Source organism: Janthinobacterium sp. P210006 (assembly GCF_036231885.1).
In the GTDB taxonomy this organism is placed as follows: domain Bacteria; phylum Pseudomonadota; class Gammaproteobacteria; order Burkholderiales; family Burkholderiaceae_D; genus Janthinobacterium; species Janthinobacterium violaceinigrum.
In genome coordinates, this window is the sequence record NZ_JAZARD010000001.1 from 1,611,232 (window position 1) to 1,629,315 (window position 18,084).

The following is an 18,084-nucleotide window of genomic DNA, read 5'->3' on the forward strand; positions in this document are numbered from 1 at the left end:
TCTGGCATCATCGGCGGGAATGAATCTGGCATATCCAGTTACCGTATTCGACGGCAACGATGACGTGAGGCGGGGAAGCGCGCTGCCGCGGCGTGGGCGCCGGGCGGCCATGTCACTGGTCGGATTCGTCGCGCCCGGCGTCGCGTTCCCGGCAGCTCAATGAGGCGTAATGGCCCTTGGGCAGTCTGGTCTGGATGGCAACGTCGTTCAGTGCACGCCGGATATCGACGGGGTCGGTCACGGTGCAGCGCTGGGCGCGGGCAAACGCCTGCAGCTTCTGCGTGCTGCCATGCACCTTCACGGTGACGCCGGCGCCGGGGCTGACGCAGCAGCCTATGTATTGCGTGATGTATTCTTCCTCGATGAGCACCAGTTCATGTCCCATGAAGCTGGCGGGCTTCTTGAGCAGGTAGTAATCGGTGTAGTCGGCGCGCTGGTCGGGGCGCTTGCCGATGTAGCCTTCGCGCATGTAAGCCTGGATGGCCTTGCCGGAAGTGCCCACCCGCTGCGTCGTGCCCTTTTTCAGGTGCAGCGCCTGGAGCAGGCCGCTTTCGAGCCCAGTATCGGTAACGGCAGCAGTGGCTGCGGCGAAGGCGCTGGCGCAGCAGGCGGCCAGTAAAAGCGAGCCGGTCAGGCGGCGCGTGCGTTTCCATTCAGTCATGGGAGTAGTGATTCCTTGCATACATTGCATACGTGAAGAGACGGGAAGCGCAGTGTAGCCCACGCCGGCCTGGACGCGTGGCACAATGCGTGATCCGCACGCCACGTGCCACTCACCACAGGATTTTCATGACCCGCGCCATCCTCGACGAAAGCCAGATCCATCCCGCCGCCCGCCCCTTGATCGGCAGCAGGCATGCGGACATCGTGCGTGCAGTGCAGACGGCCATTGCCGCGCACCAGGTGGTGGTGGTCGGCATGGCGCTCAACCCGTTTCCGCGCAAGGCGCGCAAGATCCTGGACGTGCTGGGCACCCCTTACCAGTACTTGCAATACGGCAGTTATTTGAGCCAGTGGCATCGCCGCAATGCGCTCAAGATGTGGACGGGCTGGCCCACGTTCCCCATGATTTTTGTCAACGGCGTGCTCATCGGTGGCGCCAGCGAGCTGCAGACGCTGGTGGAAAATGGCCAGTTCAGCGCCATGCTGGCGAAGAAAGTGCGCGAGTTTTAAGCGCTGCCTTACTCGCCCGGCCGCCACGGCGACTTGCGCGTGCGCAAGGGATCAAGCAAGCTGCGCAAATCGTTGTGGTCGAGCTCATACATCAGGGCAATCAGACTGCCCAGTTCGCCCGAGGGAAAGCCCTCGCGCGCGAACCAGCCCAGGTAGTGGCCGGGCAAATCGGCCAGCAGCCGTCCCTGATATTTCCCATATGGCATTTCGCGCGTGACCAGCAGCGCCAGTTTTTCTGAATTCATGGTGGTGACCCCGTGTTGATCGGCCCAGTGTAGCAGATCAGTAAATTGTTGACTTTGGCGCAATTATCTTCTGCCTGATGAGGTATTTTTCGTCACAAAGAAAACCCCGATACTGCATGCCAACATCTTTTATCGGAGTTTGCCATGCCCATTGCCTTGCTCGCGCTGACCCTCAGCGCATTTGCCATCGGAACCACCGAGTTTGTCATCGTGGGGCTGTTGCCCACGATCGCCGCGGACCTGGGCGTCAACCTGCCGTCGGCCGGCCTGCTGGTCAGCCTGTATGCGCTGGGCGTCGCCGTCGGCGCGCCCGTCCTGACTGCCTTGACGGGCAAGATCCCCCGCAAGACTCTGCTGCTGTCCCTGATGGTCTTGTTTACCCTGGGTAACTTGCTGGCCTGGAAGTCGCCCGGCTACGAAACCCTCGTCATCGCCCGCATCCTGACGGGGCTGGCGCATGGCGTGTTCTTTTCCATCGGCTCGACCATCGCCACCTCGCTGGTGCCGAAGGACAAGGCGGCCAGCGCGATTGCCATCATGTTTACGGGCTTGACCGTGGCCCTGGTGACGGGCGTGCCGCTGGGCACCTTCATCGGCCAGCATTTCGGCTGGCGCGAAACTTTCCTCGCCGTCTCTGCGTTGGGGTTGATCGCCTTTGTCGGCAGCCTGCTGTACGTGCCCTCGACCATCCAGCACAGCAAACCGGCATCCCTGCTGCAGCAAGTGCAGGTGCTGGGCCAGCCCCGGCTGCTGCTGGTGTACGCCATGACGGCCGTCGGTTATGGCGGCTCCTTCATCGCCTTTACCTACCTGGCGCCGATCCTGCAGCAAGTGTCGGGTTTCAGTGCCGGCGCCGTGGGCGTGGTGATGCTCGTGTATGGCGTCTCCGTGGCCTTCGGCAATATCTGGGGCGGCAAGCTGGCCGACAAGAAAGGTCCTGTCAGCGCCCTGAAACTGATCTTTTTGCTGCTGGCGGCCGTGCTGCTGCTGTTGACCTTCACGGCGCCGCATCCCGTCCTCGTCGTCGTGACCGTGCTGCTTTGGGGCGCCGTGGCCTTCGGTAATGTGGCAGGCCTGCAAGTGTATGTCGTGCAGCAAGCCGAACACTTCACGCCCCGCGCCGTGGACGTGGCTTCGGGCCTGAACATCGCTGCTTTTAATCTGGGCATCGCCGGCGGCGCCTGGGGCGGCGGCCTGATCGTGGAGCACCTGGGCCTCGTGCACACGGGCTGGATCGGCGCGCTCGTCGTGCTGGGTGCATTCGGCTTGACGGCCCTGAGCGGCCGCCTGGACCGTCTCAATCCCATTCCCGTGCGCACGGGCGGCGAAAAGTCGCTCCATGCCGTGGGCCACTAAGCTGGTCTGAGATTGGCCGGGGCCGCAGCGTCCCGGCTGGCCTGGTCTGTAAATAAGTTGCTGGCAGAAAACAGCAGAACGGATGAGCACAGGGTTTAGAATAGGGCTCACCTTCCTCCAGCCCATATTCCTCATGTCCGAAACCGCCACTTCCCCCTTGCGCCTGCGCACCGATATCAATCCGAAACCGCTGGGCGTTGCCCTGTTGCTCATCGTGCTGGGCGCATGGTACCTGGCGCAAACGGTCGGCATCAACCAGGCCGCGCTGTACGTGGTGGGCGCCTTGCTGGGCATCACCTTGTATCACGCGGCCTTCGGTTTTACGTCCGCCTGGCGCGTCTTCATTGCCGATGGCCGCGGCGACGGCTTGCGCGCGCAAATGCTGATGCTGGCCGTCGGCGTGGCGCTGTTTTTCCCCGCGCTGTCGGCCGGCACCCTGTTCGGCACGCCCGTCGCGGGCCTCGTCTCGCCGGCCGGCACTTCCGTGATCTTCGGCGCCTTCATCTTCGGCATCGGCATGCAGCTGGGCGGCGGCTGCGCTTCCGGCACCTTGTACACGGTGGGCGGCGGCAGCACGCGCATGCTCATCACCCTGGCCGCCTTCATCGTGGGTTCTGTGATCGGCACGGCGCACATGCCTTTCTGGACGTCCTTGCCGCAACTAAAACCCATTTCCCTCGTCACGACCCTGGGCCTGGCGCCCGCGCTGGCGCTGAACTGGATCGTCTTCGCATTGATCGCCGGCATCACGGTGTGGGTGGAAAAACGCCGCCATGGCAAACTCATCACCCCAGCATTGCGCCCGGCGCACGCGTCGCCCTGGCTGCATGGCCCATGGCCGCTGGTGGCGGGCGCCATCGCCCTCGTCGTGCTGAACTTCGCCACCCTGGCGCTGTCGGGCCGCCCATGGGGCGTGACGTCCGCGTTTGCCCTGTGGGGTGCGAAAGCGGCGTCCGTGGTCGGCATCGACACGGCCAGCTGGGCCTACTGGTCCACCAAGGCCAACGCTGCCGCGCTGGCTGCGCCGTTGACGCAAGACAAGACTTCCGTGATGGACATCGGCATTGTGCTGGGCGCCATGCTGGCAGCGGCGCTGGCCGGCCGCTATGCGCCCGTGTGGCGCATCCCGCGGCGCTCGCTGATCGCCGCCATCGTGGGCGGCTTGCTGCTCGGCTATGGCGCGCGCCTGGCCTACGGCTGCAATATCGGCGCGTATTTCAGCGGCATCGTCTCGGGCAGCCTGCACGGCTGGCTGTGGCTGGTCTGCGCCTTCCTCGGCAACGTCCTCGGCACGCGTTTGCGTCCGTGGTTCGGCCTGGAAGTGGAAAAAGTCAAGCCGAGCGGCTGCTGAGGCCGGCGTCAACAGGGGCTTTGCTGTATATTTCTGCCCCTGTTCATCTTTGCCGCCAGCGCAATACCCATGTCCCCCACCATCCTGTTTGCCGTCGTCCTTGCGTATTTCCTGATCCTGCTGGGCGTGGCATGGCGCACGTCGCGCCATGCCACCAACGACAGTTTTTTCATCGGTAACAAGGACAGCAACTGGATGCTGGTGGCCTTCGGCATGGTGGGCACGACCCTGACGGGCGTGACCTTCATCAGCGTGCCGGGCGCCGTGGGCAGCAACGGCTTCGGCTATATCCAGCTGATGATCGGCTATGTGCTGGGCTACCTGGCCATCACTTTCATCCTGCTGCCGCTGTACTACCGGCTGCAGCTCACGTCCATTTACCGCTACCTGGAATTGCGCCTGGGACGGCGCTCCTACCAGAGCGGGGCGGCGTTCTTCATCGTCTCGCGGCTGCTGGGCGCCACGGCGCGCTTGTACCTGGTGGTCAATATCCTGCAGGCCACGATACTCGACAGCTTCGGCGTGCCGTTCTGGCTGACGGCGTGCGTCGTGCTGCTGCTGATCCTGCTGTACACGTATGACGGGGGCGTCAAGACCATCGTCTGGACCGATACCCTGCAAACGGCGTGCATGCTGGCCGGCCTCGTCATTTGCAGCGTGTTCTTGCTGCGCGAGATGGACCTGTCCCTCGTCGACAGCCTCGAGCGCATGCGCGCACAGGGCCTCACGCGCATCTTCACCGTGGACCCGGACAGCCCCGCCTATGTGTGGAAGCATATTCTTGCCGGCATGTTCATCACCATCGCCATGACGGGCATGGACCAGGAAATGATGCAAAAGAATATCTCCGTGCGGACCTTGCGCGACTCGCAAAAGAATATGCTCAGCCTGACCGTGGTGCTCACGGGGGTGCTGCTGCTGTTCCTCTTCCTGGGCGGCTTGCTGCACCTGTATGCGCCGCTGGCCGGCGTGACGGCCACGGGCGACAAGCTGTTTCCCACCGTGGTGCTCGGGCACTTCCCCGCCGTGGTGCAGCTGATCTTCTTCATCGCCCTCATTTCCGCCCTGTTTCCCAGCGTGGACGGGGCGCTCACGGCCTTGACGTCCACCTTCTGCATCGACATCCTGGGCCTGCAGCGGCGGGCGGATTTGAGCCCGGCCGTGCAGATGCGCTGGCGCCGCAAGGTGCACCTGGGCTTTGCAGCGCTGTTTCTGATCCTGATCATGGCTTTCAAGTGGCTCGATGATCCCAGCATGATAGGCGTGATCCTGAAGCTGGCCAGCTATACCTATGGTCCGCTGCTGGGCCTGTTTGCCTTCGGTCTGTTGAGCAAGCGGGGCGTGCGCGACCGCTGGGTGCCCCTGGTGGCCGTGGCCGGACCGCTGCTGTGCGCGCTGGTCGAGCAGGAGCAGGCACGGCTGTTCGATCACTACCGCATCGGCCTGGAATTGCTGATCCTGAACGGCGCCCTCGTGCTGGGCGGCCTGTTCCTCATTTCCACGCCGCCGGGGCCGGCTGGCCGGGGCGCGCAATACTTGTCAAAATAAGACGAATCCCAAGACGATCGTGGCCATTTTCAGCTATATTGGTTTCCTTTAGGTACATAACCTCACGGAGCATCAATGTCACTCAACCCCTTTCCGCCGCTGCGCCGCGGTTTCGGCGCATTCTGGCGCGCGCTGGACGCCACCCGCCGCGCGGTCATCAACCTGATTTTCCTGCTGATCGTCATCGCCATCCTGATCGCCATCTTCGGCGGCGGCGCCAAGCCCCTGGCGGACAAGACCACCCTGGTGCTGGACCTGCAAGGCCCGCTGGTCGAGGAAACCCCGGGCGGCGTGCGCGAGGCCGTGCTGGCCAATGTCAGCGGCGAAGTCAAGAAAAGCGTGCAGCTGCGCGACGTGCTGGCGGTGCTCGACACGGCGTCCAAGGACAAGAACATCGGCTCCATGGTGATCCTGCTCGACGAGCTGCAGGGCGGCGGCCTCGCTTCGCTGCGCGAAGTGGCGGCCGGCGTGGAGCGCTTCCGCGCCACGGGCAAGAAGGTCACGGCCTGGGGTTCCAGCTACAACCAGCGCCAGTACCTGGTGGCGGCCAAGGCCGACGAAGTGTTCGTGCACCCGATGGGCGGCGTCATGCTGGAAGGCTTTGGCCGTTACCGCAATTACTACCGCGATGCGCTCGACAAGGTGGGCGTGACGGTGAACCTGCTGAAAGTGGGCACGTATAAAAGCGCGGCCGAGCCTTTCATCGCCAACGGCCCGTCCGACGCGGCGGCCGAAGCGGACCGCTACCTGAACAGCGGCCTGTGGACGACGTACACCACCGACGTGGAAAAATCGCGCAAGCTGCCGGCCGGCGCCATCATGCAGACGATCGACAACCTGCCCGCCATGATGACGGCGGCTGGCGGCGACCTGGGCAAGCTGGCCCTGGACGGCAAGCTGGTCGACGGCTTGAAGACGCGCGATGAACTGCGCCAGTTCATGATGGCGCGCGGCGCCAGGAATACGGAAGGCACGAACTTCCGCCAGGTCAATTACATGGACTATCTGGCGCGCCTGCGCCCCGTGCACGTGGGCGACGCCGTCGGCGTGGTCATCGCCTCGGGCGAGATCGGCGACGGCATCGCGCCACCGGGCGCCATCGGCGGCCTGTCCACCTCGCGCCTGATCCGCCAGGCACGCGAAGACAAATCGATCAAGGCCGTCGTGCTGCGCATCGACTCGCCGGGCGGCAGCGCCTTCGGCTCGGAACTGATCCGCCGCGAACTGGAACTGACGCGCGCTGCCGGCAAGCCGGTGGTCGTCTCGATGGGCAACGTGGCCGCTTCGGGCGGTTACTGGATCAGCACCTCGTCCGATGAAGTGATCGCCGATGCGGCCACCATCACCGGTTCCATCGGCGTGTTCGCGATTCTGCCGACGGCCGACAAGGTGGTGGAAAAGCTGGGCATCCACACGGCCGGTTCGCCCACCACGTGGCTGGCCGACGCGGGCAACCCCTTGCGTCCGCTCGATCCCCGTTTTGCGCAAGTGATCCAGGGTTCGATCAACCACGTGTATGGCGACTTCCTGAGCCTGGCCGCCAAGGCGCGCAAGACCACGCCGGAAAAGATCAATGAAGTGGCGCAGGGCCGCGTCTGGACGGGCTTGCAGGCGAAAGACCGCAACCTGGTCGACCGCATCGGCAGCTACGGCGATGCGCTGGCTTCCGCCGCCAAGCGCGCCAAGCTGGGTGCCGACTACCGCGTCACCTACCTGGAACAGGAAACGTCGAACGTGGACCGCCTGATCGGCATGTTCGGCTCCAAGGCCATGGCTTCGCTGGGACTGGGCGAGCACGTGAAGCTGGGCCTGGCCAGCACGGGCTTGCCGGCCGACGCGGCGCTGGGCATGGCGCGCGACCTGAGCTGGCTGTCGGGCATCACGCGCGAACAGAAGCCGTTCATGGCCCTTACGCACTGCCTGTGCGAGGTGCCGCTGGGCGGTAAGTAACACCTGACCAAATCTGCTGCGCTCGATGATTTGCGGCCTGCGATGCTCACTGTGCTCAAGCACAGTTCCGCTTCTCGGTCACAACTCATCGTCGCTCGCGACGATTTTGTCAGGCGTTACACGGCAATATGGATGACACCCCCAAGCCGGCTTCGCCCGGCTTGTTTCATATGCAGGACAGAGATGAGGAGCAAGGCATGGCAAGCGACATGAGCGGAGAAACTGGCACGGCGATCACCATCCGCCCCTGCGTGAAGGGCGACGAGCAGGCGCTGGCGCTGGTGGGGCAAGCGACCTTCCTGGAAGCGTTTGCCGGCATCCTCGATGGCGCCGACGTCATCGCCCATTGCCAGCGCCAGCACGATGCGCAGTTGTACCGCGACTGGCTGGCGCTGCCGGCCATGCGGCTGTGGCTGGCCGAGGCCACACCGGGCGGCGCGCCCGTCGGCTACCTGGTGCTCAGTCCCGCCAGCCTGCCGGTGGCGGACCCGCGGCCGGACGACCTGGAAATCAAGCGCATCTACCTGCTGCACCGCTTCCAGGGCCAGCGCGTGGGCCAGCGCCTGATGCAGGCGGCGCTGAGCCAGGCGCGCGCCAGCGGGGCGGGAAGGGTGCTGCTGGGCGTGTACGCGGAAAACCGCGATGCGCTGGCGTTCTATGCGCGCTGCGGCTTTGCGCCGCTGGGCCGGCGCACCTTCCGCGTGGGCCGCACCGACTACCAGGACGTCATCCTCGGCATGACCGTGTAAAACCGGGTAAGGAATTGCTGCCATCCGTTTCTGCCCGGGTACCCGCGCGGCGCCAGTGTCAAGGCCGCCAGCAGGATTTTTGTAGCGAGTTTGTATCGACATGCCAGCCGCCCGCCGTGTGCCGCGGCTGCGCCCCCCGGCCCCGCAAGCCTGATTTTTCCTCCGTTCCCCCTTGGCTGCCGTGCCGCGTCCGCCTGCGGGCCGCCCGCGGCCCTTGGGGGTGCCTGTGTAATTGTTTCAAATGGAAATGAAACAGAAACATGACTATGCTAGAGTCGTTTCACGATGGGAGCGTGGCTTTTTCAGCTGATCTTCAGCTCTTGACTCCCTGACGCTTTGTAGCTGTATCACCCCCGAAAAACGGCCGTCCGGCCTGAGTGTGTTCCACCTCGGCCGGCGCCACAGACTCGCCGTGCCAGCGGCCTATAAAAGGATAAGCGATGGATTCGCAGACAGCACCCAATACCCCACGGCGCAGCCGCCGCTCGAAAATCGTCGGCAGCGTCATCGCGCTGGCAGTGATGGCCGCGCTGGGCGGCGGTGCCTGGTATCTGACCCATTCGGGCGCCAGCGCGCCGGGCGGCGCCGGCATGGCCGGACCCGGCGGCCCTGGCGGGCCCGGTGGCGCCGGCGGGCGCCGCGGCGCGCCCTCGACCACCGTTGGCGTGGCCACGGCCGTGAAGTCCGACCTGCCCGTGGTGCTCGATGCGCTGGGCACCGTGACGGCGGCATCCACCGTGACGGTGCGCCCGCAGGTGTCGGGCATCCTGAAGGAATTGAAATTCAAGGAAGGCGGCATGGTCAAGGCGGGCCAGGTGGTGGCGCAGATCGATCCGGCCCAGTTCGAGATGGCGCTGATGCAGGCCACGGGCCAGCGCCAGCGCGATGAAGCGCAGCTGGAAAACGCGCGCCTGACCCTGAAGCGCTATCAAACCCTGCTGGGCCAGGACTCCATCGCGCGCCAGGACGTCGATACGCAAGCCGCGCTGGTGAAACAGCTGGAAGGCACGGTCATGACGGACCGCGCGGCCGAAGGCACGGCCAGGCTGAACCTGGGCTACACCAAGGTGGTCTCGCCGATCAGCGGCCGCGCAGGCCTGAAGGTGGTCGATATCGGCAACCTGGTGAACACCAGCGACGCGGGCGGCGTGGTGGTGGTGACGCAGCTGTCGCCCATCGACGTGCAGTTCTCCGTGCCGCAGGATAAGGTGCAGACCATCCAGGAACGCCTGAATGGCGGCACGGCCCCGGCGGCGCTGGCGCTGGACCGCACGCGCACGCACACGCTGGACACGGGCAGCCTGAGCGCGCTCGATAACCAGGTCGACGTGCAGACGGGCACCGTGCGCGCCAAGGCCCGCTACGCGAACGACAAGATGGCCCTGTTCCCCAGCCAGTTCGTCAACGTGCGCCTGGAACTGGGCAATATCACGGGCGCCGTGCTGGTGCCCGTGACGGCCCTGCGCCACAGCAATAATGGCGATTTCGTGTATGTGCTCAAGGCCGACAAGACCGTCACCGTGCGCATGGTCACGCGGGGCCAGGCCACCACCGACATGGTGGAAATCCGCGCCGGCCTGGAAGCGGGCGAACAAGTCATCACGGAAGGTGCCGACCGCCTGAAGGAAGGCGCGAAAGTCACCCTGGCCGGCGACAAGCCGGCCGGCGCGCGCGGTGCCGGCGCGGGCGGCGCCACGGGCGCGAACGGCGAACGCCGCCACCGCCGCCAGCAGGCTGACGGCGCGGCCAGCGCATCGGCTTCCGCTTCCGCACCGGCATCCGCGCCAGCGGCGGCGCCGGCGAAGGGCGCAGCGCAATGAGTCCATCGACTCCGTTCATCAAGCGCCCCGTCGCCACGGCGCTGCTGATGCTGGCCATCGTGCTGGCGGGGCTGGTCGGCTTCAAGTTCCTGCCGCTGGCCGCCTTGCCGCAGGTGGACTTCCCCACCATCCAGGTGCAGACCCTGTACCCGGGTGCCAGTCCGGAAGTGATGGGGCAGACCGTCACGGCGCCGCTGGAACGCCAGTTCGGGCAGATGTCGGGCTTGCAGCGCATGAGCTCCACCAGCGCGGCCGGCGTCTCCATCATCACCTTGCAGTTCACCCTGGGCCAGACCCTGGACGTGGCCGAGCAGGAAGTGCAGGCGGCCATCAACGCGGGCGGCTCGCTGCTGCCCACTGACTTGCCGGCGCCGCCCGTGTACGCGAAGATCAACCCGGCCGACGCACCCGTACTGACCCTGGCCATCACCTCGGACACGATGCCGCTGACGCAGGTGCAGAACATCGTCAACACGCGCCTGGCCCTGAAGATCAGCCAGGTCAACGGTGTGGGCCTGGTGTCGCTGTCGGGCGGCCAGCGTCCCGCCGTGCGCATCCAGGGCGACACCAAATTGCTGGCCTCGTACGGCCTGGGCCTCGACAGCCTGCGCACGGCCATCGCGGCGGCCAACGTCAACAGCGCCAAGGGCAGTTTCGACGGTCCCACGCGCTCGTTCACCATCAACGCGAACGACCAGCTGGTGACGGCGGAAGACTACAAGCGCCTGATCATCACCTACAAGAACGGCGCGCCCGTGCGCCTGTCCGACGTGGCCAATGTCGTCGACAGCGCGGAAAACACGCGCCTGGGCGCCTGGTCGGGCAAGCAGCCGGCCATCATCCTGAATGTGCAGCGCCAGCCTGGCGCCAACGTCATCAAGACGGTCGACGCCATCAAGGCCCTGCTGCCGGAGCTGCAATCGAGCCTGCCGGCCGCCATGAAGCTCGACGTGCTGAGCGACCGCACGACGGGCATCCGCGCTTCCGTCGAACACGTGGAAATGGAACTGCTGCTGTCCGTGCTGCTGGTGGTGCTGGTGATCTTCGCCTTCCTGCACAGCCTGCGCGCCACGGTGATCGCCAGCCTGTCCGTGCCGATTTCGCTGATCGGCGCCTGCGGCGTCATGTATCTGCTCGGCTACAGCCTGAACAACCTGTCGCTGATGGCGTTGACGATCGCCACGGGCTTTGTCGTCGATGACGCCATCGTCATGATCGAAAACATCGCGCGCTACATCGAAGAGGGCGAAACGCCGATGGCCGCCGCCCTGAAGGGCGCGTCGCAGATCGGCTTTACCATCATCTCGCTGACGGTTTCCCTGATCGCCGTGCTCATTCCCCTGCTGTTCATGGGCGACGTCGTGGGCCGGCTGTTCCGCGAATTTGCCATGACCCTGGCCATCACCATCCTGATTTCCGCCGTCGTCTCGCTGACCCTGGTGCCGATGATGTCGGCGCGCTGGCTGAAGAGCCACGCCGACGAGAAAATCAGCGCCACGGGCCAGCGCATCCAGGCCTTCCTCGATAAGGTCATCCATCAGTACGACCATGCGCTGGTGTGGGTGCTGAAACGCCAAGGACTGACCCTGCTGGTGGCCCTGGCCACCCTGCTGCTGACCGTCATCCTGTACATCACCATTCCGAAGGGCCTGTTCCCCACGCAGGACACGGGCCAGCTGCAGGCGCGCATCGAAACCTCGCAAGCCGTCTCGTACGAACGCATGGCCACCCTGCAGCAGGCGGCGGCCAGCGCGCTGCTGGAAGACCCCGATGTCGATACCTTGAGTTCCCTGGTCGGCGTCGACGCGGCCAACAACACCATGCTGCACACGGGGAGCATGCTGATCAATCTCAAGCGTTCGCGCAGCGATAGCCAGGACGACATCATGGAGCGCCTGCGCAACCGCGTGGCCAAGGTAGCCGGCGTGACCCTGTATCTGCAGCCGACGCAGGATCTCACCATCGATGCGGAATCGGGCCCCACGCAATACCGCGTCTCGCTCGAAGGGGCCGACACGGCCACCGTCACCGAGTGGGCCGGCAAGCTGGCGGCGCGCATGCGCGAAAAATCGCAGCTGCGCAACGTGGTCACGGACGCGGGCGCCACGGGCGCCGCCGTCGTCGTGGCCATCGACCGCGACAGCGCCGCGCGCATGTCCGTCACCACGGCCACCGTCGACGACGCGCTGTACAACGCCTTCGGCCAGCGCATCATCTCGACCATCTTCACGGAAACCAACCAGTACCGCGTGATTCTCGAAGCGCAGCCGGGCATCGTCACCACGCCGGCCGACCTGTCGGACCTGCAGGTGCGCACGGGTTCCGGCAAGTCGACGCCGCTGTCCGCCTTTGCCAGCGTCAGCGAAAAACAGGCGCCGCTGCAGATCACGCACGTGGCGCAGTACCCGGCCACGACGCTGGGCTTCGATACGACGCAGGGCGTGGCGCTGGGCAGCGCCGTCGACGCCATCCGCCAGGCGGCGAAGGACATCGCCTTGCCGCCATCGGTGAGCCTGACCTTCCTGGGCGCGGCCGGCGCATATGAAAACTCGCTGTCGAACCAGCTGTGGCTCATTCTGGCCGCCGTCGTCTGCGTGTACATCGTGCTGGGCGTGCTGTACGAAAGCTACATCCACCCGCTGACGATCCTGTCGACCCTGCCGTCGGCCGGCGTGGGCGCCTTGCTGGCGCTGATGATTTCCGGGCAGGACCTGGGCGTGATCGGCATCATCGGCATCATCCTCCTGATCGGCATCGTCAAGAAGAACGCCATCATGATGATCGACTTCGCCATCGAGGCCGAGCGCGACGAGGGCAAGAGCCCGCAGGAAGCCATCCACCAGGCGGCGCTGCTGCGTTTCCGCCCCATCCTGATGACCACCCTGGCGGCCCTGTTCGCGGCCGTGCCGCTGATGCTGGGCTGGGGCGAGGGCGCCGAGTTGCGCCGCCCGCTGGGCCTGGCCATCTTCGGCGGCCTGATCGTCAGCCAGGTGCTGACCCTGTTCACCACGCCCGTCATCTACCTGGGCTTCGACCGCCTGGGCCAGCGCTTTGCGGGCAAGCCGAAGCCCCCTGGCGTGAACCTGGACAAGCCGGCCGATAATGCGGGGAGCGCCGCGTGAACCTGTCCGAACCGTTCGTCAAGCGGCCCATCGCCACCGTGCTGCTGACCATCGGCATCGCGCTGGCGGGCATCGGCGCCTTCTTCGTGCTGCCCGTCTCGCCGCTGCCGCAGGTCGACTATCCGACCATTTCCGTCAGCGCCAGCCTGCCCGGCGCCAGTCCCGTGACCATGGCCACCTCGGTGGCCACGCCGCTGGAGCGGCGCCTGGGCGTGATTTCTGGCGTCAACGAGATGACATCGTCGTCGGGCACGGGCTCGACGCGCATCAACCTGCAGTTCGACCTGAACCGCAAGATCGATTCGGCCGCGCGCGAAGTGCAGGCGGCCATTTCCGCCTCGCGCGTGGACTTGCCGGCCACCTTGCGCAGCAATCCCACCTACCGCAAGGCCAATCCGTCCGACGCGCCCGTGATCATCCTGGCGCTGACGTCGAAAACACGCACGCCGGGCCAGATCTACGATGCCGTATCGAACCTGGTGCAGCAGAAAGTGGCGCAAGTCAAAGGCGTGGGCGACGTGGAACTGGGCGGCGGCTCGCTGCCGGCCGTGCGCGTGGAACTGCTGCCTTACCAGCTCAATCACTATGCCGTGTCGATGGAAGACGTGCGCGCGGCCATCCAGGCCACGAATGCCAACCGGCCCAAGGGCGCGATCACGGGCGACGAACGCAGCCTGCAGATCTACTCGGGCGCCAGCACGGCTTCGGGCGGGCGCAGCGCGGCCGACTACCGCAGCCTGGTGGTGGCCTGGCGCGACGGCGCCGCCATCCGCCTCGACGACGTGGCCGAAGTGGTCGACGGCGTGGAAAACACGAATACCCTGGGCCTGTTCAACGGCGACCCGGCCGTCATCGTGCTGATCACGCGCCAGCCGGGTGCCAACGTCATCGCCACGGTGGACGGCGTGCGCGCGCTGCTGCCGCAACTGCAGGCGCAGCTGCCGGGCGACATCAAGCTGCAAGTGGCGTCCGACAGCACCAATTCCATCCGCTCGTCGCTGCACGAGATCGAATTCACCCTGATCCTGTCCATCGTGCTGGTGGTGCTGGTGGTCAGCGCTTTCCTGCGCAGCGTGCGCGCCACCATCATCCCGGCCGTGGCCACCATCGTTTCCCTGCTGGGCACGTTCGGCGTGATGTACATGCTGGGCTTTTCCCTGAATAACCTTTCCCTGATGGCGCTGACCGTGGCCACGGGCTTTGTCGTCGATGACGCCATCGTGGTGCTGGAAAATACGCAGCGCCACATCGAGGCGGGCATGGACCGCTTCAAGGCGGCCCTGCTGGGGGCGCGCGAAGTGGGCTTCACGGTGCTGTCGATCAGCCTGTCGCTGGTGGCCGTCTTCATCCCGCTGCTGTTCATGGGCGGGCAGGTGGGACGCCTGTTCCGCGAATTTGCCGTCACCCTGTCGGCCGCCGTCATGATTTCGCTGGTCATTTCGCTGACCACCACGCCGATGATGTGCGCCTGGCTGCTGAAGAGCGGGCAGCAGCACAAGCCGCCCGGCGCCGTCGCGCGCTGGTTCGAACGGGGTTTCGAGCGCATGCTGAAAGTCTATGAGCATTGCCTGGACTGGGCCTTGTCCAGCGCCGCGCTGGTGATGACCATCCTGGTGTTCGTCGTCGGCCTGAACGTGTACCTGTTCGCGGCCGCGCCCAAGGGCTTCTTCCCGCAGCAGGATACGGGCCAGATCAACGGCGGCATGCGCGCCGACCAGAGCATCTCGTTCCAGGCCATGCAGGGCAAGCTGCGCCAGCTGGTCAACATCATCAAGGACGATCCGGCCGTCGCCACCGTCGTGGGGTTTACGGGCGGGGGCAGGGCAGGGGGCGGCTTCATGTTCATCGATTTGAAACCCGCTTCGCAACGCACGGACAAGGGGCAGGCCGTGATCGCGCGCCTGCGCCCGCAGCTGGCCAAGGTGACGGGCATTTCGCTGTTCCTCAACCCCGTGCAGGATTTGCGCATGGGCGGGCGCTCCAGCAATTCCACCTACCAGTACACCCTGATCAGCGACAACCAGGCGGACCTGAAGAAATGGGCGGCGAAACTGGCCGACCAGATGAAGCTGCAGCCGGCCCTGATCGATGTCGATACGGACCAGGCGGAAAACGGCGTGGAAACCTTCGTCTCCATCGACAAGGACCGCGCCACGGAACTGGGCGTGCAGGTGCGCGACATCGACAATGCGCTGTACAACAGCTTCGGCCAGCGCCAGGTGGCGACCATCTACGATGAGCTGAACCAGTACCACGTGATCATGGAAGTGGCGCCCCGCTATGCGCAAAGCCCGGAAGCGCTGCGCTCCGTGTACGTGCCGGCATCGAATGCGGCGGCCGTCGCCGCCACCGGCGCGACGGCCACCACCAGCGCCGTCGCCGCGACGACGTCGAATACGACGGCGGCGCGCGATCCGTCCAGCGGCACGGCGCTCTCGACCTCGCTGGCGACGATGGTGCCGCTGTCGTCGTTCAGCAGCTTTGCCGAAAGCTCCACGGCGACCTCGATCAACCACCAGGGCGGCGAGCTGGCCACCACCGTGTCGTTCAATCTCAGCGACGGCTATCCGCTCAGCGACGGGCAGGCGGCCGTGGCCCAGGCCGAGTCGGAAATCGGCATGCCGGTGAATGTGCGCGGCAGTTTCCAGGGTTCGGCAAAGAGCGCGCAGGACAGCAACAAGGAGCAGCCGTTGCTGATCCTGGCGGCCATCGTGGTGATCTATATCGTGCTGGGCATCCTGTACGAAAGCCTGGTGCATCCCGTCACCGTGCTGTCGACGTTGCCGTCCGCGGGGGTGGGCGCCGTGCTGGCATTGCTCCTGTTCCGCATGGAGTTTTCCATCATCGCCCTGATCGGCGTGTTCCTGTTGATCGGTATCGTCAAGAAAAATGCTATATTGATCATCGACTTCGCGCTGGAAGCCGAGCGTTCGCGCGGACTGACAGCGGTGGAGGCGGTGCGCGAGGCTTGTTTGCTGCGTTTCCGCCCCATTCTGATGACCACCCTGGCGGCGGCGCTTGGCGCCTTGCCGCTGGCGATCGGTTTCGGCGAGGGGTCGGAGCTACGCCAGCCCTTGGGGGTCGCCATCATCGGCGGCCTGATTGCCAGCCAGTTACTCACATTGCTGACCACCCCGGTGGTCTATATCCTGCTCGACAAGCTGCGCACGCGCAGCGCCGACGAGCAGCAATTGAGCCGCATTCCTGGGCCAGATAACCCGAGCACACAATCATGAAGCAAGTAAAACCTGTCGTATCCGCCGTTCCCGCCCGCCATTTGCTGGCAGTGGCAACGGCCACCGCTTTCCTCCTGCTGGCTGGCTGCGCCGTCAGCCCCGCGTATGAAACGCCGACGGCCGCCGCGCCGCAAACGTTCAAGGAGGCGGCCGGCTGGCAGCCGGCCGTGCCCGCCGACACCCTGGAGCGGGGCCCCTGGTGGACCCTGTTCGGCGACGCGCAGCTGAACCAGCTGGCCGACAGCATCGACATCTCGAACCAGAACGTGGCGGAAGCCGTTGCCTCGTACGAGCAGGCGCGCGCGCTGGTGCGCGAACAGCGCGCCTCGCTGTTCCCCACCGTGAGCCTGACGGGCAGCGGCGCCCGTTCCGGTGGCGGCGGCGAGCAGCAGACGAACAACAACTTCAAGGCCGCCATCGGCGCCTCGTGGGAACCGGACATCTGGGGCCGCCTGCGCGCCGGCGTGACGGGGGCGGACGCCAGCGCGGCCGCCAGTGCCGCGGACCTGGCCGCCGCGCGCCTGTCGGCGCAGGGCGAGCTGGCCACCAATTATTTTTCGCTGCGCCAGAGCGATGCGCAGATCGCGCTGCTCAACGCCACCATCGACGGCTACAAGCGCGTGCTCGACATCACCAGCAACCGCTTCAATTCCGGCATCGCCGCCAAGTCCGACCTGCTGCAGGCGCAGACGCAGCTGGCCAATGCGCAGATCGACCTGTCGAGCCAGACGCGCGCGCGGGCCCAGCTCGAACACGCGATTGCCATCCTGCTGGGCAAGGCGCCGTCTGACTTCAGCCTGGCCGTGGCGCCGTGGACCCTGACCGTGCCCGAGGTGCCGCTGGGCGTGCCGTCGACCCTGCTGCAGCGCCGTCCCGACATCGCCGCCGCCGAACGCCGGGTGGCCGTGGCCAACGAGCAGATCGGCATTGCCCGCTCGGCCTACTATCCCAGCCTGAACCTGACGGGGTCCTACGGCTCGGGCGCCAGCAAGGTGGGCGATTTGTTCAATGCGTCGTCGAGCCTGTGGTCGCTGGGCGTGTCGGCCGCGCAAACCTTGTTCAACGCGGGCGCCACCACGGCCAGCGTGGATGCGGCCAAGGCGGGGCATGAGGCGGCCGTGGCCCGCTACCGCCAGACGGTGCTGTCCGCCTTTGGTGCCGTGGAAGACCAGCTGTCGGCCACGCGCGCGCTGGCCGAACAGCTGGCCTTGCGCCAGCAGGCGTCGGCGGCGGCCGACCAGGTCGAGCAGCAGATGCTGAACCGCTACAACGCGGGCCAGGTCGGCTATACGGACGTGGTGACGGCGCAAGTGACGGCCCTGTCGGCGCGCCGCTCGCTGGTGCAGGCGCAAGCGGACCGCCAGACGACGGCCGTGGCCCTGATCCAGTCGCTGGGCGGCGGCTGGCATACGCCGCAGCCGCAGTAGCGGGGCAGGCTGGCGCAGGGGGAAACCTGCGCCACATTCGCGTTTTTCCGCGCATCTTGAGTGCTAGAATGCAAGATTATCAATTCCCAGCCTGACGGTCTTGCCGT

General features: G+C 65.8%; 12 protein-coding genes. 10 read left to right on the top strand and 2 right to left on the bottom strand.

Translation table 11 applies throughout. From position 1 onward, the window contains the following. Nucleotides 1-112: 112 nt before the first annotated feature. The gene (locus VPH41_RS07245) at nt 113-661 is read right to left on the bottom strand and encodes a hypothetical protein (RefSeq protein WP_328569432.1); all 549 of its coding nucleotides are present in this window, start codon (nt 659-661) and stop codon (nt 113-115) included. Between the two features lie 128 nt (nt 662-789). On the opposite strand from VPH41_RS07245, the gene VPH41_RS07250 reads away from it, so the two are divergent. Further along, nucleotides 790-1,173, top strand: coding sequence for a glutaredoxin (locus VPH41_RS07250; RefSeq protein WP_152283181.1), 384 nt, complete (start codon nt 790-792; stop codon nt 1,171-1,173). Nucleotides 1,174-1,181: 8 nt separating this feature from the next. Here VPH41_RS07250 and VPH41_RS07255 read toward each other — a convergent pair whose 3' ends face one another. Beyond that, entirely contained in the window at nt 1,182-1,418 is a 237-nt protein-coding gene (locus VPH41_RS07255) for a DUF3820 family protein (protein ID WP_034749909.1), read from the bottom strand. A gap of 144 nt (nt 1,419-1,562) precedes the next feature. Between VPH41_RS07255 and VPH41_RS07260 the strand changes: the two genes are divergently transcribed. The 9 genes from VPH41_RS07260 (at nt 1,563) to VPH41_RS07300 (ending at nt 17,977) form a co-directional block, all read left to right on the top strand. Next, entirely contained in the window at nt 1,563-2,774 is a 1,212-nt protein-coding gene (locus VPH41_RS07260) for an MFS transporter (RefSeq protein WP_152257057.1), read from the top strand. Nucleotides 2,775-2,907: 133 nt separating this feature from the next. Next, on the top strand, nt 2,908-4,125 hold the full coding sequence (locus tag VPH41_RS07265; RefSeq protein ID WP_152283184.1) for a YeeE/YedE family protein: 1,218 nt from the start codon (nt 2,908-2,910) through the stop codon (nt 4,123-4,125). 69 nt (nt 4,126-4,194) lie between these two features. Continuing rightward, nucleotides 4,195-5,673: a sodium:solute symporter gene (locus VPH41_RS07270; protein ID WP_328569433.1), complete on the top strand. Its 1,479-nt coding sequence runs from the start codon at nt 4,195-4,197 to the stop codon at nt 5,671-5,673. A 75-nt stretch (nt 5,674-5,748) separates the two neighbouring features. Beyond that, entirely contained in the window at nt 5,749-7,623 is a 1,875-nt protein-coding gene (gene sppA / locus VPH41_RS07275) for a signal peptide peptidase SppA (RefSeq protein ID WP_328569434.1), read from the top strand. 209 nt (nt 7,624-7,832) lie between these two features. Continuing rightward, nucleotides 7,833-8,372, top strand: coding sequence for a GNAT family N-acetyltransferase (locus tag VPH41_RS07280; RefSeq protein WP_328569435.1), 540 nt, complete (start codon nt 7,833-7,835; stop codon nt 8,370-8,372). 440 nt (nt 8,373-8,812) lie between these two features. Next, the gene (locus VPH41_RS07285; RefSeq protein ID WP_328569436.1) at nt 8,813-10,192 is read left to right on the top strand and encodes an efflux RND transporter periplasmic adaptor subunit; all 1,380 of its coding nucleotides are present in this window, start codon (nt 8,813-8,815) and stop codon (nt 10,190-10,192) included. Continuing rightward, nucleotides 10,189-13,314, top strand: a complete 3,126-nt coding sequence (locus VPH41_RS07290; protein ID WP_152283189.1) for an efflux RND transporter permease subunit — start codon at nt 10,189-10,191, stop codon at nt 13,312-13,314. The genes VPH41_RS07285 and VPH41_RS07290 overlap by 4 nt, the downstream gene beginning before the upstream one ends. Beyond that, the gene (locus VPH41_RS07295) at nt 13,311-16,550 is read left to right on the top strand and encodes an efflux RND transporter permease subunit (protein WP_328569437.1); all 3,240 of its coding nucleotides are present in this window, start codon (nt 13,311-13,313) and stop codon (nt 16,548-16,550) included. The genes VPH41_RS07290 and VPH41_RS07295 overlap by 4 nt, the downstream gene beginning before the upstream one ends. Next, nucleotides 16,547-17,977, top strand: a complete 1,431-nt coding sequence (locus VPH41_RS07300; protein WP_328569438.1) for an efflux transporter outer membrane subunit — start codon at nt 16,547-16,549, stop codon at nt 17,975-17,977. The genes VPH41_RS07295 and VPH41_RS07300 overlap by 4 nt, the downstream gene beginning before the upstream one ends. Nucleotides 17,978-18,084: the final 107 nt, after the last annotated feature.